The organism is Mesorhizobium sp. M1A.T.Ca.IN.004.03.1.1, assembly GCF_003997555.1.
In the GTDB taxonomy this organism is placed as follows: domain Bacteria; phylum Pseudomonadota; class Alphaproteobacteria; order Rhizobiales; family Rhizobiaceae; genus Mesorhizobium.
The window spans coordinates 226,296-246,661 of record NZ_RZTV01000003.1; the positions used below are offsets into that span (position 1 = coordinate 226,296).

19 protein-coding genes and 1 pseudogene are annotated in these 20,366 nt (G+C 65.4%); 12 read left to right on the top strand and 8 right to left on the bottom strand.

What is annotated here, in order from left to right; all coding sequences use genetic code 11:
• Window positions 1-55: 55 nt before the first annotated feature.
• Window positions 56-721 (top strand): TetR/AcrR family transcriptional regulator, encoded by a 666-nt coding sequence (locus tag EOD29_RS11330; RefSeq protein ID WP_127246751.1) that lies wholly within the window; start codon window positions 56-58, stop codon window positions 719-721.
• Window positions 722-759: 38 nt separating this feature from the next.
• On the opposite strand, the gene EOD29_RS11335 is transcribed toward EOD29_RS11330, so the two are convergent.
• The gene (locus EOD29_RS11335; protein WP_095801420.1) at window positions 760-1,623 is read right to left on the bottom strand and encodes a LysR family transcriptional regulator; all 864 of its coding nucleotides are present in this window, start codon (window positions 1,621-1,623) and stop codon (window positions 760-762) included.
• A gap of 102 nt (window positions 1,624-1,725) precedes the next feature.
• Here EOD29_RS11335 and ampC point away from each other — a divergent pair, with 102 nt between their 5' ends.
• From ampC to EOD29_RS11365, 6 genes are all read left to right on the top strand, one after another.
• Complete coding sequence (ampC, locus tag EOD29_RS11340) at window positions 1,726-2,886, top strand: class C beta-lactamase (protein ID WP_127246752.1); 1,161 nt, start codon at window positions 1,726-1,728, stop codon at window positions 2,884-2,886.
• A gap of 531 nt (window positions 2,887-3,417) precedes the next feature.
• Window positions 3,418-4,422, top strand: a complete 1,005-nt coding sequence (locus tag EOD29_RS11345; protein WP_127246753.1) for a LacI family DNA-binding transcriptional regulator — start codon at window positions 3,418-3,420, stop codon at window positions 4,420-4,422.
• A 279-nt stretch (window positions 4,423-4,701) separates the two neighbouring features.
• Window positions 4,702-5,493, top strand: coding sequence for a 3-methyl-2-oxobutanoate hydroxymethyltransferase (locus EOD29_RS11350; RefSeq protein ID WP_067322425.1), 792 nt, complete (start codon window positions 4,702-4,704; stop codon window positions 5,491-5,493).
• Between the two features lie 8 nt (window positions 5,494-5,501).
• Window positions 5,502-6,509, top strand: coding sequence for a sterol desaturase family protein (locus EOD29_RS11355; RefSeq protein ID WP_067322428.1), 1,008 nt, complete (start codon window positions 5,502-5,504; stop codon window positions 6,507-6,509).
• A gap of 113 nt (window positions 6,510-6,622) precedes the next feature.
• Window positions 6,623-7,585, top strand: a complete 963-nt coding sequence (locus tag EOD29_RS11360; protein ID WP_127246754.1) for a sugar ABC transporter substrate-binding protein — start codon at window positions 6,623-6,625, stop codon at window positions 7,583-7,585.
• 84 nt (window positions 7,586-7,669) lie between these two features.
• The gene (locus EOD29_RS11365; RefSeq protein ID WP_127246755.1) at window positions 7,670-7,984 is read left to right on the top strand and encodes a MocE family 2Fe-2S type ferredoxin; all 315 of its coding nucleotides are present in this window, start codon (window positions 7,670-7,672) and stop codon (window positions 7,982-7,984) included.
• A 189-nt stretch (window positions 7,985-8,173) separates the two neighbouring features.
• Here EOD29_RS11365 and EOD29_RS11370 read toward each other — a convergent pair whose 3' ends face one another.
• A complete protein-coding gene (locus tag EOD29_RS11370) occupies window positions 8,174-8,473 on the bottom strand; it encodes a hypothetical protein (RefSeq protein WP_067322438.1) in 300 nt (99 codons plus the stop codon).
• A 130-nt stretch (window positions 8,474-8,603) separates the two neighbouring features.
• Here EOD29_RS11370 and EOD29_RS11375 point away from each other — a divergent pair, with 130 nt between their 5' ends.
• The 3 genes from EOD29_RS11375 (at window position 8,604) to EOD29_RS11385 (ending at window position 11,646) form a co-directional block, all read left to right on the top strand.
• Complete coding sequence (locus EOD29_RS11375) at window positions 8,604-9,500, top strand: VOC family protein (protein WP_127246756.1); 897 nt, start codon at window positions 8,604-8,606, stop codon at window positions 9,498-9,500.
• Window positions 9,501-9,547: 47 nt separating this feature from the next.
• On the top strand, window positions 9,548-10,150 hold the full coding sequence (locus EOD29_RS11380) for a sulfotransferase family protein (protein ID WP_127246757.1): 603 nt from the start codon (window positions 9,548-9,550) through the stop codon (window positions 10,148-10,150).
• A gap of 116 nt (window positions 10,151-10,266) precedes the next feature.
• Window positions 10,267-11,646, top strand: a complete 1,380-nt coding sequence (locus EOD29_RS11385) for an amidase family protein (protein ID WP_245475316.1) — start codon at window positions 10,267-10,269, stop codon at window positions 11,644-11,646.
• A gap of 51 nt (window positions 11,647-11,697) precedes the next feature.
• Here the strand turns inward: EOD29_RS11385 and EOD29_RS11390 are convergent, their stop codons facing one another.
• From EOD29_RS11390 to EOD29_RS36500, 4 genes and pseudogenes are all read right to left on the bottom strand, one after another.
• Window positions 11,698-12,429, bottom strand: coding sequence for a DUF2270 domain-containing protein (locus tag EOD29_RS11390; RefSeq protein WP_127246758.1), 732 nt, complete (start codon window positions 12,427-12,429; stop codon window positions 11,698-11,700).
• Window positions 12,430-12,540: 111 nt separating this feature from the next.
• A pseudogene (locus EOD29_RS37125) lies at window positions 12,541-14,102 on the bottom strand (ABC transporter substrate-binding protein).
• A 17-nt stretch (window positions 14,103-14,119) separates the two neighbouring features.
• A complete protein-coding gene (locus EOD29_RS11405; RefSeq protein ID WP_127246761.1) occupies window positions 14,120-15,643 on the bottom strand; it encodes a sulfatase-like hydrolase/transferase in 1,524 nt (507 codons plus the stop codon).
• A 91-nt stretch (window positions 15,644-15,734) separates the two neighbouring features.
• Complete coding sequence (locus EOD29_RS36500; protein ID WP_206520469.1) at window positions 15,735-16,079, bottom strand: hypothetical protein; 345 nt, start codon at window positions 16,077-16,079, stop codon at window positions 15,735-15,737.
• On the opposite strand from EOD29_RS36500, the gene EOD29_RS11415 reads away from it, so the two are divergent.
• A complete protein-coding gene (locus EOD29_RS11415; protein ID WP_127246763.1) occupies window positions 16,045-16,698 on the top strand; it encodes a LysR substrate-binding domain-containing protein in 654 nt (217 codons plus the stop codon). The genes EOD29_RS36500 and EOD29_RS11415 overlap by 35 nt on opposite strands.
• On the opposite strand, the gene EOD29_RS11420 is transcribed toward EOD29_RS11415, so the two are convergent.
• Window positions 16,681-16,869 (bottom strand): hypothetical protein, encoded by a 189-nt coding sequence (locus EOD29_RS11420; RefSeq protein ID WP_067322650.1) that lies wholly within the window; start codon window positions 16,867-16,869, stop codon window positions 16,681-16,683. The genes EOD29_RS11415 and EOD29_RS11420 overlap by 18 nt on opposite strands.
• A 391-nt stretch (window positions 16,870-17,260) precedes the next feature.
• On the opposite strand from EOD29_RS11420, the gene EOD29_RS11425 reads away from it, so the two are divergent.
• Window positions 17,261-19,570, top strand: a complete 2,310-nt coding sequence (locus EOD29_RS11425; protein ID WP_245475317.1) for a cation:proton antiporter — start codon at window positions 17,261-17,263, stop codon at window positions 19,568-19,570.
• A gap of 43 nt (window positions 19,571-19,613) precedes the next feature.
• Here the strand turns inward: EOD29_RS11425 and EOD29_RS11430 are convergent, their stop codons facing one another.
• The gene (locus tag EOD29_RS11430; protein ID WP_127246764.1) at window positions 19,614-20,249 is read right to left on the bottom strand and encodes an ankyrin repeat domain-containing protein; all 636 of its coding nucleotides are present in this window, start codon (window positions 20,247-20,249) and stop codon (window positions 19,614-19,616) included.
• Window positions 20,250-20,366: the final 117 nt, after the last annotated feature.

The following is a 20,366-nucleotide window of genomic DNA, read 5'->3' on the forward strand; positions in this document are numbered from 1 at the left end:
GACAACTCCACTAAAACGGAGGCGCCTCCGTTTATTTACGTGGGGGCTGACCCGGATGGGTTCAAGCCCCATATTGCGACAGTGGAGAAAAAAACTGACTGAACAGCCCCCGGAGCCTGCCGAAAAGCCTGAAACGCCGGCGCCAAAGCCGCTGCGCGCCGACGCGCGGCGCAACCGCGACAAGCTTGTCGAGGCGGCGGCGCAGGCGTTTGCCGCCGAGGGTGTCGATGCCTCGCTGGAGGAGATCGCCAAGCTGGCAGGAGTCGGCATCGGCACGCTCTACCGGCATTTCCCGACGCGCGAGCATCTGGTCGAGGTGGTCTACCGCCGCGAGGTGGAAGCGCTCTGCCATGCGGCCGAGGAACTTGCCGGCGCTCATCCGGCCGATGTGGCGCTGGAACTCTGGATGCAGCGCTTCGTCGACTATATCGCCACCAAGCGCGGTCTGGCGACAAGCCTGCGGCTGTTGCTCACCACCAACTCGACGCTGTTCTCCGATACCTCAGGCCGCGTATCCGGCGCGCTGAAGGGGCTGGTCGAACAGGCCGCAGCTGCGGGGAAGATCCGCGCCGACGTCGATGCGTCGGACGTGCTGCATGCGCTGGGCGGCATCTACTCCGCCCCCAACACGCCCGACTGGCGGGACCGCTCGGGGCGGCTGGTGAAGCTCTTGATGGATGGGCTGAGGTTCGGGGCATCGGACGCGGCGAAAGCCGGCTGAAGCTCGGCTAGCCGGGAGCGCTTCGTCTGGTCCGGTTCCTAGCTGGTGATCCAGTCCGCAAAGGCCGACATCGCGGCGGTCGGTTCCCTGGACTTCAGCTTGGTCAGCCAGTAGCTGCCGAGCGATATGGAGGCCTGGAAAGGGCGCCTTATCGACCCCTTGCTCAGTTGTCGCGAAAACATCAGCGCCGGAGCCAGCGCAACGCCTGCCCCTTGTTCGGCGGCTTCCATCATCGCCAGTGAAGAATCGAAGACGATCGCGCTCGCGAAGTTCGCAGGCGCTTCCATGCCGGCGGCCTCGAACCAGCGGCTCCATTCGTCCTGACGGTAGCTGCGCAGCAAGGTAAGCGCTCCGAGGTCCTGCGGCGCGTGAAGCGTCGCCGCCAGTTCCGGCGTGCAAAGCGGCGTCAGAGGTGCTTCGAAAAGTTCCGTCGCATCAAGTCCATTCCAGGCGCCGTTGCCGAAGCGGATCGAAAAATCCAATCCCTCGGCCGCCAGGTCGACGCGGTTGTTGTTGGTGGACAGGCGCAGCTCGACGAACGGATGGGTGCGCCGGAAGTCTTCCAGTCTCGGAAGCAGCCAGCCGACGGCGAAGGTTCCGACGGCGCCGACGACGAGCGGTTCGCGCAGTTTTCCAGATCCGACCCGCTCCAGCGATCGCGCCAGGCGGTCGAAGGCGTCGCCGACGATCGGCAGCAGAGCCTCGCCTTCCGCCGTGATCTTGAGGCCGCGAGGCAACCTGCGAAACAGCTGCACGCCGAGCCGCTGTTCGAGCGATCGAACCTGCTGGCTAACGGCGGCCTGCGTCACCGCCAGTTCGATGCCGGCACGTGTGAAGCTGAGATGCCTGGCCGACGCCTCGAAGGCCCGCAATGCATTGAGCGGCAGGTAAGGTCGAACCATCGATGCCCAAGATTATCTTATAGCTCTTGCGATTTATCATCGTTTGTAGCCGGTTCGAAGGGGTCATAAACCCGCAATCGTCCGATCCAGAGGGAGCAGATCATGTGCAGCCGGCTTCGCTTCACCATCGCTGCCGTCGTCCTCGCCTGCGCCCCGGGCAGTCTGTCGGGCGCTCGCGCCGCCGATCAGGACGCCAAGATAAGGCAGCTCGTCGATGAGGCGGTGAAGCCGGTGATCGCGCAGTACGGCATTCCGGGGATGGCCGTCGCCGTGTCCGTGAACGGCGAGCGCTTCTTCATCGACTATGGCGTGGCCGAAAAGGACACCCGGGCCGCCGTCACGCGCGATACATTGTTCGAGCTCGGCTCGATCAGCAAAACCTTCACCGCGACGCTCGCGGCCTATGCCGAGGTCGAGGGCAAGCTGGCGCTTGGCGACAAGGTCGGCAAGCACATGCCCGAGCTTCAAGGCAGCGCGCTGGGCGATGTCAGGCTGCTCGACCTCGCCACGCACACGGCCGGCGGTTTCCCGCTGCAGCTGCCCGATACGGTGAAGACGCAAAAACAGCTCATCGCCTATTATCGCCAATGGAAGCCGCAATTCGCGGCCGCCACCACCCGCACCTACGCCAACCCGAGCATCGGCCTGCTCGGGATGGCCACCGCCAAGGCGATGGGCGCGAGCTTCCCGGCGCTGATGGAAAAATGGCTGCTGCCGGAACTCGGCTTGCGCCGAACTTACGTCAACGTCCCGGCCGCACAGACGAAATCCTACGCCTGGGGCTACAACCGCAACGACAAGCCTGTCCGCGTCACCCCGGCATTGCTCGCCGAAGAGGCCTACGGGATCAAGTCGAACGCAGTCGACATGATCCGCTTCATCGAGGCCAACATGGGCGTCGGCAAGGTGCCGGACGATGTCGCACGCGCGCTCGAAGCCACCCACACCGGCTATTTCCGTGCGGGCGAACTCATCCAGGATCTGATCTGGGAGCAGTATCCCTATCCGGTCGACCTGGCGAAGATCGTCGCCGGGAATGCGCCCGGTATGCTGCAGCCGATCCCTGCAACTGCGATCGAGCCGCCGATGGCGCCACGCGCCGACGTGGTGCTCAACAAGACCGGCTCGACAAACGGCTTCGGCGCCTATGTCGCCTATGTCCCGTCGAGGAAGATCGGCATCGTCATGCTGGCGAACAAGGCTTACCCGAATGAGGCGCGAGTCAGGGCCGCCTACCAGGTGCTGTCGCGGCTCACCGACTAGCCGCGCGTGCGATCGCTTCGGCGCTCCTTGGCCAATGCACTTTTCACCGGCGCTCCGCCTGCGCCCCAAAAAACCTGCCCAAAAAGGAGAAACAGATGACCTCGACCACCCGGCGTTCAGCGCTTGCCGGCGCATTCGCATCCTTGCCGATCGTGCGTATGGCCCGCATCATCGTCGAGACGTTCGCAGGATAGTGCGGCCTGGGCGGCGCCGACGGCCGAACGGGGTCAAACCCGGCGACGGCGGCGTTTATATTTTGAGGCGTTGAAACTGCCAATCTCCCCCCTTGCGGGGGAGATGCCCGGCAGGGCAGAGGGGGGTGCTGTCCCGCCAGCCTGTCAATTCTTGGCAGTCCCACATTCATCCTGTCGGTGAACCGATCCGGCCAACGGTAGCGTTCCTTCGCACCCCCCTCTGGCCTGCCGGCCATCTCCCCCGCAAGGGGGGAGATTAGCGGCTTCGGCGTCTCGCCTTCTCCTGTTGCCGGAGAACGGCTAGGCTCCGTGCCTCAGCACCCCCAGGAGCCCGCCCATTCCAAAGCCCACCTTCCTCGAAATTGCCCGCCGCGCCGGGGTCGGCACGGCGACGGTGGAGCGCGTTTTGAACGGCAGGGGCGGGGTGCGCCCCGAGACGGTCGAGAAGGTGGTGGCGGCGGCGCGCTCGCTCGACTATCCGCGCCGACTGCCCGAAGCGCATCGCGGCGTCATCCGCATCGAGGTGATCCTGGTCAGGCCCGACGCCACCTTCTTCGCGCGCCTCTCCCGCGCCTTCGAACGCATCGCGGCGACGCTCGACCGCTCGATCGCCGTCCACCGCACCTTTCTCGACGAGGCCAATCCGGCGGCGATCGCCAAGCGCATGCTCGAACCGGAGATGCGGCGCGCCGCCCTCATCCTCGCCGTCCCCGACCATCCGCTGGTGAGCGCGGCGGTGGCGAAGCTGGAGGCGGAAAACATCCCGACGGTGCAGATCGTCACCCAGATCTCCGGCACCAAGAGCACCTATGTCGGCATCGACAATTACGCCGCCGGCCGCATGGCGGGGCTGCTGATGGCGAAGATGCAGCGGCGGCCGGGCAAGGTGGTCGCGATCTGTCACAGCCAGATCTATCGCGTCCACCGCGACCGCGTACGGGGCTTCTTCGACTATCTGATCGACGAGGGGCGGGATTTCGAGCCCATCGCCACCCTGTTCGGTTTCGACAACGGCGACCGCAATGCCGAGCAGTTGCATGAGGCGTTTGTGCGCTGGCCCGACCTTGCCGGCCTGTACAATGCCGGCGGCGCCAACACGGCCCTGAACGAAGTGCTGCGCCGGCACCCACGCGGTCGCGACGTCTTCTTCGTCGGCCATGAACTAACCGAGCGCAGCACGCGCGGCCTGCATGACGGCACGATGGACGTCGTGCTCGACCAGGCGCCGGAGGCGCAGGCGCGCCGCGCCATCGACTTGGTGCTGGCGGCGCTCAACCTGCACGACCTTCCCGTCGACAATCCGCCGATCCGCTTCATCACCTTCACCGCCGAGAACCTTTGATCTGATTTGATCAAGGTTGCGCGAGCCTTGGCCGGCATCGCGGTGCTAACTCGACCGCGAACGGGAGACGAGCATGTGCGAATTCTCCCCCTCATCCGGCCGCTGCGCGGCCACCTTCTCCCGAGCGGAGAAGAGGGCCGGCACCGACGCAGCCTGGCTCCTCTCTCCCTGGGGAGAGGTCGGATGGCCCCGAATTGCGCTTCGCAATTCGGCTGCCAATCCGGGTGAGGGGGACCTTTCACAAGCCTGATCGTCCGCCCGCGAACGGGAGGATCATCGGTGGCAAGACGCTTGACGGCCTACGACCTGCAAAGCGCCAAGGGCAGCAGGAAATGGCTGCAGCTGCATGTCGACACGCCAGCCGAGGCGGCGGCCGCGGTCGCCTGCGACATCGTCATCCTCTCCTGCGAGCCCGACCACAATCTGGAATCGATCCGCCAAGCGGCGCCTCACGCGTTCCTCTCCGTCGGCATGCCGCATGGCGCGGTCGCGTCGCCCGAGGAAGCGGTGCGGCTGGGCTTCGCCATGATGAAGCGCGGCGCCGACGCGGTCTATTCATCGCACTCGCCGCGCTTCATCGAGGCGATGGCCGCGGAAGGCATTCCCGTCACCGGCCATGTCGGCCTGGTGCCGAACCGCGCCACCTGGACGAATTTCCGAGCCGTCGGCCGCACGGCGGAAGAGGCCTTCAAGGTGCTGCGCGCGGCCAAGGACCTGGAGAATGCGGGTGCGGCCTGCATCGAGGTCGAGGTGGTGCCGGTCAGGCTCGCCGACCACATCACCCGCTCGACGCCGCTGATCACCATGGGCATGGGCTGCGGCACTGCCTGCGACACGCAGTATCTGTTCTCCTGCGACGTGCTGGGCACCCACACCGGCCACTATCCGCGCCATGCCAAGCGCTATGCCGACTTCGTCACGCTGGAGGCCGAGCTGCAGGAAAAGCGCATCAGTGCCTTCCGCGCCTTCGGCCGCGACGTCGCCGAAGGCAGCTACCCGGAAGCGAAGCACCAGGTGGACATGGACGATGCCGCCTACGACCGTTTCCTCACGCTCTCTCAATCGCTGTGAGACCAGCCATGGACGACCTGCAATACGGCACGCGCAACAAGAGGGGCGATTGGGCCCCGAACGAACCGGCCGGCACCGCGCCGCTCTTTGCGTTTCCGCCGCGACCGCTGGCGTTGCTGAAGTGGCTGCCGCATTATTTCCTGCCTTACAACCTGCTCTTCGCCCTCTCGGCAGTGGTGTGGTGGCGCTACGTGCTGCCGGACGTCGAGACGATGAAGACGCTCGCCATCGGCTGGATCCTGCGCCTTTTCATCGTCAACTGCGCGGCGCTGCTTGTCTTCTTCGGCGCTTTCGAGCTTCGACTCTACATTTTGAGAGCCCAGGGCAACCGCTTCAAATACAACGGCAAATGGCCCTCGGAGCAGAAGAGCAAAGCCTTCTTCTTCGAGAACCAGAACATCGACAACATGCTGCGCACCTTCGGCACCGGCATGCCGATCTGGACGGCGATCGAGGTGGCAATCCTCTACGCCTACGCCAACGGCTACGTGCCGTGGCTGACCTTCGCGGAGAATCCCGTCTACCTGTTCTGCCTGGCGCTGGTGGTGCCGATCATCCACGAGACGCATTTCTTCCTGCTGCACCGGACGATCCATTTGGGGCCGCTCTACAAATGGGTGCATTCGGTGCACCACAATTCGGTCAACCCGTCGCCCTGGTCGTCGCTGTCGATGCATCCGGTGGAGCAGCTCGGCTATCTCGGCGTCGCCTTCTGGCACCTGATCATTCCGTCCAACCCGCTGCTGGCGCTCTACCAGCTCCACTATGCCGGCTTCGGCGCGATCCCGGGCCATGTCGGCTTCGACAAGGTGGAACTGACCGAGGACAGATCGGTCGATAGCCACGCCTATATCCACTACCTGCACCACAAATATTTCGAGGTGAACTACGGCGACGGCCTGATCCCGTTCGACCGCTGGTTCGGCACTTTCCATGACGGCAGCAAGGACGGCGAGGCGCGCATGCAGGCCCGCTACGAGAAGAAGAAGGCGCGCGCCAACGCCGCCGCGAAATGACAGCTGCAGAGAAGCCACGTGGCCGGCCTGAGCCGCCCGCTTCAACGATCCCGAAAGGGCCGGCGAACAAGACAGGAGTGAGCCGGCACTCCAAATCCAGAGGGAGGAAACCCGTGAAGAAGCTTCTCATCTCGACGGCGCTCGCCGCTTTGATGGCGACCGCGTTCGCGACTGTCTCGACCGGCGCCTTCGCCGCCAAGCTCGGCGTCTCGATCGTCAACTTCGACAACAATTTCCAGACGCTGCTGATGCATGGCATGCAGGCGCGCGCCAAAGAGAAGGGCGCCGAGATCCAGGTCGAGGACGCCCAGAACGACGTCGCCAAACAGCTCGACCAGGTCAAGAATTTCATCGCCAGCGGCGTCGACGCCATCATCGTCACGCTGGTCGACACCAATGCCTCGAAGACCATCAGCGAGGAAGCCGCCAAGGCCGGCATTCCGCTGGTCTTCGTCAACCTCGAGCCATCGGACATGAAGAACCTGCCGGAGAAACAGGTCTATGTCGGCTCGAACGAGGTCGAGTCCGGCACGCTGGAAGCCTTCGAGGTCTGCAAGATGCTGCGCGCCAAGGGCAAGTCGGCCGGCGCTACCGCCTACATCATCATGGGCAGCTTGGTGCATCAGGCGGCGCTCCAGCGCACCAAGGATGTCGAGCAGATCTTTTCGACCGACATGTGCAATTTCATCAAGGTCACCGACAAGCAGTCGTCCGAATGGTCGCGCGACAACGCGCAGAACCTGATGACCAACTGGCTGACTGCCGGCCCGGCGCCCGACGCCGTCGTAGCCAACAACGACGAATCCGCCATCGGCGCCATCCTGGCGCTCAAGGCCAACGGCGTCGACCTGAAGAATGTCGTGGTCGGCGGCATCGATGCCACGCAGGACGGGCTCCAGGCGATGAAGGCCGGCGAGCTCTCGGTCACGGTGTTCCAGAACGCCAAGGGCCAGGGCGGCGGCGGTGTCGATGCGGCGCTCGCGCTTGCCAAAGGCGAGAAGGTCGACCGCGTCGTCTATGTGCCGTTCGAACTGGTGACGCCCGCCAACGCGGCGGAATACCTGAACAAGAACTAGACCCGGATCATCGGGGCGGCCGGCTTCGCCGCCCCGATGGGTTCGCCTCGATCTGAAGGCAAGACAGATCTGAAGGGAAGAAAAATGACCGGTTGGATCATGGCCTGCGGGCTCGACGACATCGAACAGGAAGGCGCCCGCCGCTTCGACCATGGCGGCAAGACCTATGCCGTCTTTCGCTCGCCCGACGACGAGGTCTTCTGCACCGACGGGCTTTGCACGCATGAGGCGGTGCACATCGCCGACGGCCTGGTCATGGACTACGAGGTCGAATGCCCAAAGCACGCCGGCGCCTTCGACTACCGCACCGGAGCCGCCAAGCGCCTGCCGCCATGCATCAATCTCAGGACCTATCCGGCGAAGGTCGAGGCGGGAGCGGTGATGGTGGCGGTGGGCTGAAAAGCTCCCCCTTCTCCCCTTGTGGGAGAAGGTGGATCGGCGCGTAGCGCCGAGACGGATGAGGGGTGTTCCAGCTTGGCGGCCACGACGACAGCGCAGCGACATTCCCCAGCGCCTCACTCCGTCCAGCACCCCTCATCCGTCGCCTTCGGCGACACCTTCTCCCACAAGGGGAGAAGGAAAGAGGCGCTAAATCCCCTCGCCATCCACCAGCGGCACGTCCTCGCCTTCCCAGGGGCTCGGCAACGAACCTCGCCCCGCCGTGGGCAGCGGCATCCAGCATCTGAGCTCCGGCTCGGCATATTCGACGACGCGTCCGGGCGATGAATCCGACGCCCGCCAGCCTTCCTCGCCGAACTGGTCGGCGCGCGACCAGTAGGCCATGTCGACCTCGGCCGGTCCCTGTTCGGACGAGCGCACCGTCACCAAGATGCGACTGCCGTCCCGCGGCGCGCTCGCCATGTTGCGCCAGTGGTCGGTCTCGTCCATGTGGTCTCCTCCCAAGAAGCTTCGTGGCAATAGTCGCCGCCCGCCGGGGAGGGGTCAACCCGAACTTGGCGCGAGACAGAAATATCGTTCACAGCTAATATGTTCGCCGACCGCAATCGGACGGACGACCATGGACCAAGGGTTGCCTCAAGCCACCCGTCTCGGGCCGGTCCATCTCAGGGTGACCGACATCCCGGCTGCCTTGATCGTCTGGCGCGACACGCTCGGATTGGCGGTCCTCGGCGAGGATGCCGCCACGGCGGAGCTCGGCGCCGGCGGGCGGAAGCTTATCGTGCTCCACGCCGGAGCGCAGATCGCCCTGCCGCAGAAATCGCGCGATCTCTTCCACGTCGCCATCCATGTGACGAGCCGCCGCGACCTCGCCCACACCGCCGCCCGGCTTAAGGCTTCCGGCTTGCGCTACAGCGCCCAGGACCACCTGGTTTCGGAATCGCTCTACGTTTCCGACCCGTCGGGCAACGGCATCGAGATCTGCTTCGACACGCCGGAACGCTGTCTGCGCCGCGAGGTGTCGGCCGATGGCCGCGTGGCGCTGATCGGCACCGACGGCAGCGCGCATTCCGGGCTCGAGCCGCTCCATCTCCCGGGCCTTTTGCGCGACCTCGGCAATTCCGGCCATGTCGAGCAGAGGATGGCGAAGAACGCCTTCATCGGCCACATCCATATGCGCGCCCGCGCGCCGGAAGAACTGATGGAATTCTATGTCGGCGTGCTCGGCTTCCGCCCGCACATCCAGTCGAGAAGTTTCGGCATGTTCGACTGCGGTACCGGGAGCCGGCCGCATATGGTCGCCTTCAACATCTGGGCGCGTGACGAGCTGCGCGAGCCGCCGCCGGGTGCCGCCGGCCTCGACCATTTCACGGTTGAGCTTGCATCGGTCGAGGAGCTGGCTGCGCTGGAACGCAGGCTCGATGCCGCCAGCCTGGCGCCGAAAAAGATCGGCGGTGCCGTGGAAACCGCGGATCCGGAAGGCAATAGGCTGCGGTTCGTGCTTCGGGAAGATTGATCGCGCCGCAGCGGACGATTGGGGAAGACAAGTGGGAGAAGGGGAGAATGACCATCAGGGTGATAGGAACCGGCTTCGGCCGCACCGGCACGGATTCGACGCGCGAGGCGCTGACCATGCTCGGCTTCGGCCCGTGCCATCACATGTCGGAGGTCATGGCGCATGCGGAGCAGAAGCGGCTCTGGCGAGCGCTCGCCCAAGGCGCCGCGCCGGATTGGAATCGGCTGTTTGCCGGTTATAAATCCTGCGTCGACTGGCCCTCGGTGCATTACTGGCGCGAGCTGATCGAAGTCTTTCCGCAAGCGCGCGTCATCCTCACCTGGCGCTCGCCGGAAAGCTGGTGGGAGAGTTTCGCAAAAACCATCCTGCCGGCCGTCATTGACAGCCAGGATCAGGAGTCGTTGGGCGTCACCCTTGTCACGAAGCAGGTTTTCGGCGGCCGCCCGCAGGACCGCGCGCATGCGATTGCCGTCTATGAGGCCAATATCGAAGCGGTGCTGAAGACGGTGCCGGCCGAGCGCCTGCTGGTTCACAAGCTGGGCGACGGCTGGGCGCCGCTCTGCGCCCATCTCGGCGTTCCGGTGCCGGACGAGCCCTATCCCAACCGCAACACCACGAAGGAGTTCCGGACGGCGCTTTCGTTGAATTGAAGGGAAGGGAGGGGAATGGGGGAATAGGGGAAAAGGTACTGGCATCCGATGTGCGGAGTTCACGAAGTCTGATCTTCCCTACTCCCTATTTCCGTTCCGCAGGAAGGAGCACCACCATGATGAGCCATTTGGACACCACCTTCCTGACCGCGTCGCAACTGGCGGCGGCGATCCGCGAGAAGAAGGTCAGCGCTGTCGAGGCGATGGAGGCGCAGCTTGCCCGCATCGCTGTCGTCAATCCGCTGCTCAACGCCATCGTCACCCTCGACGAGGAGGCGGCCCGCGCCGGAGCGCAGGCCGCGGATATGGCGGTCGTGCGCGGCGAGGCCGTCGGTCCGCTCAACGGTGTGCCGGTCACGCTGAAGGACGGCCATGCCACCGCCGGCATGCGCACCACCGTCGGTTTGGAAGCCTTTGCCGATCATATCCCGGCGACGGACGGCACGATTGCCGCGCGGCTGCGCAAGGCCGGCGCCGTCATCATCGGCAAGACCAACGTGCCGCCCAGGCTGCGCGACCTGCAGACCGACAACCCGATCTTCGGCCGCACCGTCAATCCGTGGGACGTCACCCGCACGCCCGGCGGCTCCAGCGGCGGCGCGGCGGCCGCAGTCGCCGCCGGGCTGGTGCCGCTCGAGATCGGCAGCGATGCCGGCGGCTCGATCCGGATGCCGGCGCATCTGTGCGGCGTCTATGGCTTCAAGCCGACGCAGGCGACGGTGCCGATCACCGGCAGCTACGCCGATCCGCCCGACATGCCGCGCAGCTTCCGCCTGCTGTTCGACATCGGGCCTTTGGCCCGCGACGTCGACGATCTCATCCTGGCCCACCGCATCATCGCCGGCGCCGACGGTCTCGACACCGAAGTGCCGCCGGTAGCGACGGACGAGGCGCCGGAGCCGTCGCTGGGCAAGCTCAGGGTTGCCTTCGCGCCCGAATTTCCCGGAGTGCCGACCGCGCTCGACATCGCCGACGCGATCGCCGGCTTCGAGGGTGCCATCGAGGTCGGCGGCGCGCGGGTAGGGCAGGCATTGCCGCAGCACGATTTCGCCGCCGAGCGGGCGCTGTTTTCCGATCTCATCACCTGGTATTCGCAGGTCTTCCGGCAGCCGCGCGAAACCTCGCCCTCGCTGGCCGCCTATCTCGAGGCGCTCAACCGGCGCGACGAATTCATCGCTGCCTGGGAGCGCTTCTTCGACGGGTGGGACGTGCTGGTCTGCCCGGCGATGATGTGCACGGCCTTCCGCCACCGCGAGATGGGGGCGCCGATCCCCGTCGACGGCGTCGAGACGCCCTACTGGAGCGCGCTCAGCCATGCCTGCCGCTTCAACCTGACCGGGCATCCGGCCGCCGTCATTCCGATCGGTGTCGACCGGGAGGGCCTGCCGATCGGCGCCCAACTGGTCGGCCGCCGCCATTCGGACATGAAGCTGCTGGCCGTGGCGAAAGCGCTGGCGCGTCTCACCGACGGTTTCGTCAGGCCACCGGGATTGTGAGCGCGTGGAAACGGCGGGCTGCCTGAAAGACCAAGGGCCGCCGCCCCAGGCTCACACATGCACGTCGCCGAACGACAGTTCGCCGTCGTCGGCGCGTATCAGAAAGGCGGCGGCAAGCATCGCGAGATAGAACACGATGACGCCGCAGACCACCACGACGCCCGGGATGGGACCGAGCGTCGCCACGCGAAAGGTGTCGAGCAGCGAGGCGCTGAAGCCGATCGGCGAGCCTTCGCGCTGCAGGCTGGGCGTGGTGATCTTCAACACCCAGGCAAGCATCAGGATCGTGTACATGAAGACGTAGTTTCGGCGCAGCCTCCGGACCAGCGCCGCGCGCTGCGAGATGAGGAAGCGCGGCGAGCGCAGGCCTTCGCCGAGGATGGCGAGCCAGTTGGAGGCGAAGTCCGGCTGCGGCGAAAAAATCTGCGCGAAGTAATAGCGCTCGAACTGACGCACCCGCGCCCGATAGACGTCGAAGAACCGGTAGCGCCGCGCTTCGATCCATAGAAGCAGCGTGATGAGCAGCATGGCGAAGAGCAGCACGCCGTGATGCGCCGAAGGCGTCGACAGCGACACGGACAGCATCGCCGCCACCACGGTGATTGCCCAATTGCTGGTGCGGTCGAGCCGGTCGCGCCAACCCGCCATGCGCGCGATCTCGGCGCGGTGGAAATGCGACATGGTGGTTGCGAATTCGGAGGAAGTGAGCTTCAGCGCGAACGCATCGGAGCCTCTAGGCGGCGCCGCTGCTTCGGCTGGCTTTACGGTCTGGACCTGCGACATCCCCTTGCCACGTGCCTCCCGCCGTGGCCGGCCGTTGAGCCGGCCACACCCCATATAGCACAATGTGGGGCCGGCAGAAATGTTCCTGCTGACGCTCTCCGACGGAAGCTCTTATGCGCTCAGCCAGACCCGTTCGGCCACGCGATGATCGCTGAGCAGGAAGTTGGGGTTGGGAACGAAACCCCTTACCTCCTGGCGCGCCGCGTCGATCCAACTGGCGAAGGCCGGGATGATGGTCGGGCACTCGTCATGGATCATCTGCTGCAGCTCGAAATAGACCTCGCGGCGTTTTGCCGGATCGGCCAATGAGCGCGACTCCGTCAGCTTTCTGTCGAAGCTGTCGTTCTTCCAATGCGTTTCGTTCCACGGCGCGCCCGAGGCGTAGACGGAGGAAAACATCATGCTCGCCGACGGCCGCCCCGCCCAGAAGGAAGCCACCCATGGCTTCTTCAGCCACACGTCGCTCCAGTAGCCGTCGTCGGGCTCGCGCTTGACATTGATGGTGATGCCGGCGGGCTTGGCCGATTGCGCGAAAAGCTCGGCCGTGTTGACGGCCTGCTCGAACGCCACGGGGGCGGCGTGCAGTTCGAGCGTAAGATCGCTCTTGCCGGCTTTCTTGAGGTGGAAACGGGCCTTGTCGGGATCGTAGCCGCGCTGCGCGATGTTCGGATTGAAGCTCGGATCGCTGGCAGCGATCGGATGATCGTTGCCGACCCGTCCGAAGCCGGCCATCAGCAGCTTCACCATCTGCTCACGGTCGAGCGCGTGCTTGAGCGCCAGCACGACATCGGGGCTGTTGAACGGCTCCTTCGTGGCGTCCATCGGCAGCGAGAAATGCTGCTTGCCTTCGGTGACCAGCAGATAGGCGCGCGGGTCCTTCTTGAGCAGCGGTGCGATCTTGTAGTCGATGCCGTTGACGATGTGCACCGAGCCGCCTTGAAGAGCCGAGACGCGCGCCGCGGCGTCGTTGATCACCACCGACTCGACCGTATCGACATGGCCGCGATCGCTGCGCCAGTAGGTCTCGTTGCGTGCGGCCGTGGCGTGCACGCCCGGCTGGAAGGCGGTTTGAACGGACCGGTGCCGACCGCTTTCGACCAGTCGGCGAAGCCTGCCGGCACCATTGCGAAATGCAGATCCGACAGCACATAATCCATATCGGGATTTGGCGGTTTGAGCAGGATCTCGACTTGCGTCGGCGAGATGGCCCGCACTTCCGCGACGTCGGCGACCAGCCCTTTGGCCTTCGACTTGGTCTTGTCGCCGATATGCAGGCCCAGCGAGTATTTGACGTCGTCGGCGTCGAACGTCTTGCCGTTGTGAAACTGCACGCCCGGCCTGAGATTGAGGATCCAGCGCTTGTTGCCGTCGCTGGCTTCCCAGCTTGCCGCGAGCTCCGGCGCCGGCTTGCCGTCATCGCCGATCTCCACCAGCGTGTTGTAGACCTGCCGCGAGACGTTGATGGAAAAAGTGCCGATCAGTTGCGTCGGGTCCAGCGTGTCGGCGGAGCTGCCGCCGTTGAGGCCAAGGCGCAGCGCGCAGCCCTTGCGCGGCGCCTCGGCAAGGCCGCTATGTGGAAACGCCGCCGTGGCGAAGGCAGCCGCAGCGGCCGTCTTGATGAAGCTGCGGCGGTTCATGCTGTCCAGGCTAGAGAAGACGCTTCTGTCGTTCATGTCATTCTCCCATTGGTTCAATAGGCGCCAAGGACTTCGTTGACCATCAGCGGCTGTGGCGGCAGGCGCCGGTCGAGAACCGCGCTCAGCGCGCGCGCCTGCGCGCCGAGTGCTCGCTCGGGAAACAGGTTCCAGTGCTCCCAGGGGTCTTCGCGAAGATCGAACAGCTCCCCCCAGGCCGGCTGGTTGGGATAGCGGGTGAACCGCCACTCCTTGGAGATGATCGACTGGTTGTAGAGGCAGGGGTCACGTCGCGGATGATATTCACCGAACAGGAAGTCGCGGACGTCGGCGACCCGGCCGTCGATCAGCGGCTTGAGATCGGTGCCGTCGGTCGCGGGCGCCGGCAGGCCGAGCAGCGATGCGATGGTCGCGAACAGGTCGAGGTGGCTGGTCAGCGCATCGAGGTTTGTTCCGGCGCGGATGCCTGGACCGCTAAGAACCAGCGGGACCTGCAGCAGTTGTCGGTAGGGCGGCGGCCCCTTGCGCAGCAGCCCGTGGTCGCCGAGCAACTCGCCATGATCGGCGGTAAACAGCACGTAGGTGTCGTCGAGCACGCCAACGTCGTCCAGGGCCGCGAGCAGCCGCCCGACGGCATCGTCGATCATCTGGATCATGCCATGCGTGTGGGCGATTGCGGTGGCCAGCGTTTCGTCGGAGATATCGTCGGTGCGCAGGAGGAAGCCCTGCTCGCGCGGCTGCTCGCCGGAGGCGATGTAGGGCACTTTTGTCGGATCGTCGCCTTCGCCGAGATAGGCCGGCATCCGCTCCAGCTCGCCCGCCCGGATGGTCGGCCTGGGCATCAGCTCCGGTCGGAACAGGTCGCAATAGGGCCGGGGCGGGGCGAAGGGGTGGTGCGGGTCCGGAAACGAGACGAACAAGCCGAACGGCTCTGCCTGCCTGCCCTTGTCCCCGATGAAGTCGATCGCCCGATCCGCGATCCAACTGGTGTAGTGCAACTCGGGCGGCACCGCGCTTTTCCAGACTTCGTTCAGATCCTGCGCCCGGCTGTCGGGACTGGCGTCGGGCTCGTAGAGGTCCACCGCTTCGGGGTGGTTGCGCTTGAGCCAGGCGGCGTAGTGGCCGGCGCGAGTGGCTTCGTTGGCTTCGCCCATGACGAGGTCGACGGCATCGAAGCCGAAATAGGGACCGTGCCAGTCCTCGCAGCCCGGCCTTTCCCAATAGGCAAGCGATTCCGGCATGTCGCGTTCGACGGGCGCGAGCAGTGGCTGAAAGTGCAGCTTTCCGAGGCCTTTTGTGGCGTATCCGGCAAGCGACAGCGCCTGCCACAGATTAGGGAGCCGACCGTCGAGCGCCACGCCGTTGCGCCACAATCCGTGATGGCGTGGATAGAGCCCTGTTGCCATGGTCGCTCGGCTTGGCGAGCAAATCTGGTTAGGCGTGAAATGCCGATGGAAGGTTGCGCCGCGCGCGGCGATGCGGTCGATGTTTGCGGTATGGGCGACGCGGTTGCCGGTGACCGAGAGCGCGTCGTAGCGCATCTGGTCGGCACAGATGAAGATGACATTGGCTCGCTTCACGACGGCTCCGTCCGTTTCTGCCAAGCTTGCAGCTAGGGCCCGAAACGCAGCGAAATCAAAGATCAAGATTTTGGTCCGGTATGTGCTAATCCTATACCGGGAGGAAGAGATGCGTTTTTCCGGGCTCAGCGTTCGTCAACTGGAGGCCTTCGAGGCAACGATGGTGGCCGGCTCCGTGTCGGGCGCTGCGATCGCGCTCAACGTCTCGCAGCCGAGCGTCAGCCGGCTGCTGCAGGAGCTGGAGATCGACACCGACCTCAGCCTGTTCGATCGATCGCACGGTCGGCTGGTTCCGACCGAGCAGGGCCTGCTGTTCTACGGCGAGGTCGGCAAGACCTTTCATGGCGCGCGCAATCTGATCATGGCGGCGCAGGAAGATCAGGGAACTGAAGCGCGGCGTCGTGCGCATCGGCACGCTGGCGGCGATGTCGTTCAACATCGTGCCGGATGCGATCCAGCAGCTTCGGACGCGCTTTCCGGAGGCAAGGACCACCATCGCGGTGCGCAGCTCGACGGAGATCGTCTCCTCCGTCGCCTCGCGCCTGACCGACGTCGGCCTGGTGGACGCGGGCGTTTCTTTCCTGGACGCCAAATGCGTCGCCACTTTCGAACGCAATAGCGTCTGTGTCATGGACCAGAAGCATCCGCTCGCCGAGAGCGAACGGGTCCGGCTGGAGGATTTTTCCCGCTATCCGTTCGTGTCGCTGGGCGAGCTCTATTTCCGCCGCAGCCGCGACGGCGCGAGGCTGCTCGAAGTGACCGCGGCCAACACCGTCGCCGACATCTTCCAGTCATTCTTGGCTTGCGCGCTGGTCAGGGGCGGCCGCTCGCTGGCTGTGGTCGATCCGTTCACTGCGGGCTTCTATTCCGAGTTCGGACTGGCACTCAGGCCAATCGAGTTCGACATTCCGTTTCGCATCTCGATCAACGTCAATGATCGGTCGGCGACGGGGGCGGCGGCCGGCAAGGTCATCGAGGCGATGACCGATCTGATCGGCCGTCAATCATCATTGCCGGCCGCCGGTCATGGATGCTTCCTATCGCTGAGCGGCTGATATCGGAAACGGCACCACTTCGGCCTCGGGCCGGGCATAGAGGGCGGTCGCGACCGCCTCGATCACAAGGTCGAGCGCCGCAAGCGCCGTGCGGCTGGTCTCGTCGTCGCCGCGCAGATAATGGCAGGCCCTGTCGAGGTGCAGGTGGGCGGCGGCAAAGTCGCTTTTCATTAGCTTCTCCTTATTGCCCCGCCGTGCAGCGACCATGCGTGAGTCGCTTTACCGACAAGCAAAGATGGGCGGCAGCATTTGAATCGAATTGTACGCGACGTCGAAGCTGCTTGAGAGAGGCGGCCGGCGCCGGAGTTGCCACTCTCTCGCGTTGTGAAGGAGATGTCCGGCAGGGTAGAGGAGGCGCTGTCCCGCCGGCATCCCAGCCCTTGCAGGCACCTCCATCACGGTTAAAAGTGGCCTGCTTTGGAGATAGGTTGAATCGACGTTGGTCCTCCACGGCGCCCCCCCCGTCCTGCCGGACATCGCCCCCACAACGGGAGAGAGTGGCAGTTCCACCGCCGTGCAACCGATGAATGTGCGAAACCGTTATGGCGAGGATAATCGAGGGGTGCGGCAATTGTCCTTCATGCCCAACCGGCGCCGGCCGGTTTCTCTCGCGCTTGCCGCGGCGGCGCTTGCATCGATGCCGGCCGCCGCCTTCGCCGCCGAAAAAACCGGCATGTCGAGCGAAGGCATCTTCGTTCTCGAAGTCATCTTGCTGCTCGTCGTCGGCCGAGGCATCGGCGAATTGCTGGAGCGCCTCGGCCAGCCGGCGGTGATGGGACAGCTGATCGGCGGCATCCTGCTCGGGCCCTCGCTGCTCGGCTGGCTGTGGCCCGCGGCCGAGCGGCTGGTCTTTGCCGGCGATGCCGCGCAGAAGTCGATGATCAACGCCATCGCCCAGTTCGGCGTGCTGATGCTTCTGCTGCTGACCGGCATGGAGACGGACCTGAGGCTGGTGCGCCGCGTCGGCCGCGCCTGCTTTTCCATCTCCGCCACCGGCGTCGCCGTGCCTTTCGCGCTCGGCTTCGTGGCCGCGCAGTTCATGCCGGCCTCGCTGCTTGCCACCGGCAGCGAGCGCATCGTCTCCGGCCTGTTTCTGGGCACCGCGCTTTCGATCTCTTCGGTCAAGATCGTCGCCATGGTGGTGCGCGAGATGAACTTCATGCGCCGCGACCTCGGCCAGATCATCGTCTCCTCGGCCATCATCGAGGACACGATCGGCTGGGTGATCATCGCCATCACCATCGGCATCGCCACGCATGGCCGCATCGAGCTCGCCAGCCTCGCCTTCACGCTCGCCGGCGTCGCCGCCTTCATGGCCTTTTCCTTCACGCTCGGCCGCCGCATCGTCTTCGATGCCATCCGCTGGACCAACGACACCTTCCGCTCGGAATACGCAGTGGTCACCGTCATCCTCGCCATCATGGGCGGCATGGCGCTGGTTACCGACCTGATCGGCGTGCATACGGTGCTTGGTGCCTTCGTCGCCGGCATATTGGTCGGCGAGTCGCCGATCCTGTCGCGTCACATCGAGGGGCAATTGCGCGGCGTGATCACGGCACTCTTCATGCCGGTCTTCTTCGGCGTCGCCGGTCTCTCAGCCGACCTGACAGTGCTCGTCGATCCCGAGCTTGCACTGCTCACCGTGGCGCTGGTGGCGATCGCCAGCCTCGGCAAGTTCGGCGGCGCCTTCATCGGCGCGGAGGCCGCGGGCATGAGCCGCAGCGAGGGCATTGCCGTCGGCTGCGGCATGAATGCGCGAGGCTCGACCGAGGTCATCGTCGCCTCGATCGGTCTGTCGATCGGCGTGATCTCGCACACGCTTTTCACCATGATCGTCACCATGGCCGTCATCACCACCTTGGCCATGCCGCCGACGCTGCGCTGGGCGCTGGGGCGGCTGCCGATGGGGGAGGCGGAAAAGAAAAGGCTGGAGCGCGAGGAGGTCGACCAGCGCGGCTTCATCACCAATCTGGAGCGGCTGCTGGTGGTGGTCGACGAGGGCGTCGTCGGCCGCTTCGCCGCCTACCTCGCCGGTGTCATCGGCGCCGGCAAGCCGACGACCGTGCTCCGTACAAGCGGCGAAAGCGAAGCCGACCCCGTCGAGGCGGCGCATCTGGACGAGATCGAGAAGGGCGCTGAGCAGGGCCGCGAGGCGGCGAAGGAAGCCGACGAGGAGCCCGCGCACGAAGTCCCCCTCACGCGCCGCCCGCATGACGCTCCGCTCTCCGCAGAGGCGGTCGCCAAGGAGGCGCGCAAGGGCTACGGCATGCTGCTCATCGGCGTCGGGCGAGCGGTGACCGCGAAGGGCGGCTTCTCGCGCCGGCTGAACGAGATCGCCGGCGCTTTCGAGGGCCCGCTCTGCCTGGTGCTGAAGCCGGCCGGCGCCGGCCGGCAGATGCCGCGCCTTGGGCCGGGATCCGGCAGGATCCTGGTGCCGGTCAACGGCACGGCGAATGCGCGCCGCGGCGCGGAACTCGCGCTTGCCGTCGCCTCCGTCACCGGCGCGCCGGTCAAGGTCCTCTATGTCGCGCGTCCGGGTCGCGACGAACCGCGCGACACCGTCTCGCATCGCCGCAGGGAGGCTGTGCTGAAGGACATTGTCGCGCTTGCCGACCGTTATGGCGTCGAGATCGAGACTGCCATCCGCTCGAGGGCCGCCGCCGCCGATGCCATTGCCCGTCAGGCGGGCAGGAACGTGGCGCTGATCGTCATGGGCGTGGCGCGGCGGCCGGGCGAGGAACTCATCTTCGGCGAGACGACGAGCGGCGTGCTGCAGCGCTGCCCATGCCCGGTGATGCTGATCTCCGACGCGCGGCTGCGCCGCGACGACGAGGGCAGGGAGGCGCTGAGGTCAGGTACGGGCACGGGCTGAGGGCAGCTTCGGCCTGACGGTTCCAATGGCTGACGGCCGCACTTCACTTGCCTTCGAAAAAGCGATGGATCGCGGCGCCCAGCTTGCCGATGAGTTCGGCGTTGCGCGTGCTGCCAGCCCAGATCAGCGCATTGAGCCGCATGTCCTTGTTGAGGAAGTTCACCTTGCGGGATTCCAGCAGATATTGCGCGACTTCGAAGTGGCGTCCCTTGATCGCCTCGATGAGCGCGCTGTTGCGTCCCGTCTTGTCGGCGAGATTGACGTCGGCGCCATGCTCGACCAGCAGCTTGACGATATCGAGATGCCCGTTCCTTGCGGCTTCGATGAGCGGCGTCCTGCCGTAATAGTCGGCGCGGGCGTCGATATCGATCTGCGGATGCTTCAGCAGCGCCCGGATACAGGCGAGGTGACCCCTAGCCGCAGCCAGGCTCAATGGTGTGCTCTTCCATTTGTTTCTGCAGTTCACGTCGACCGCCGGGTGGCCGATCAAGGTTTCGAGCACGGCGGTGCGGCCGTTATGCGCCGCGAGGTGCAGGCTTGACCAGCCGTCTTCATCGGTCTGGTTGATATCCGCGCCCGCTGCGAGCTCCGCGCGCGAGGCTTCGGCATCGCCGCTCTCGGCCGCGACCAGCAGGCGGGACCAATTCCTTGTTTCTGCGGCTTCCAGGCCTGTGTCCACTGCAATATTCCCGACCACGGATGGCGCCGGCCCGGCCGGCATTCAGATGCAGCGTCTTCTCTCGCGGAGAGTTTCACACTCGCCGTCGTCGGGCAATGGATTTCGCGTCGGCGGTGC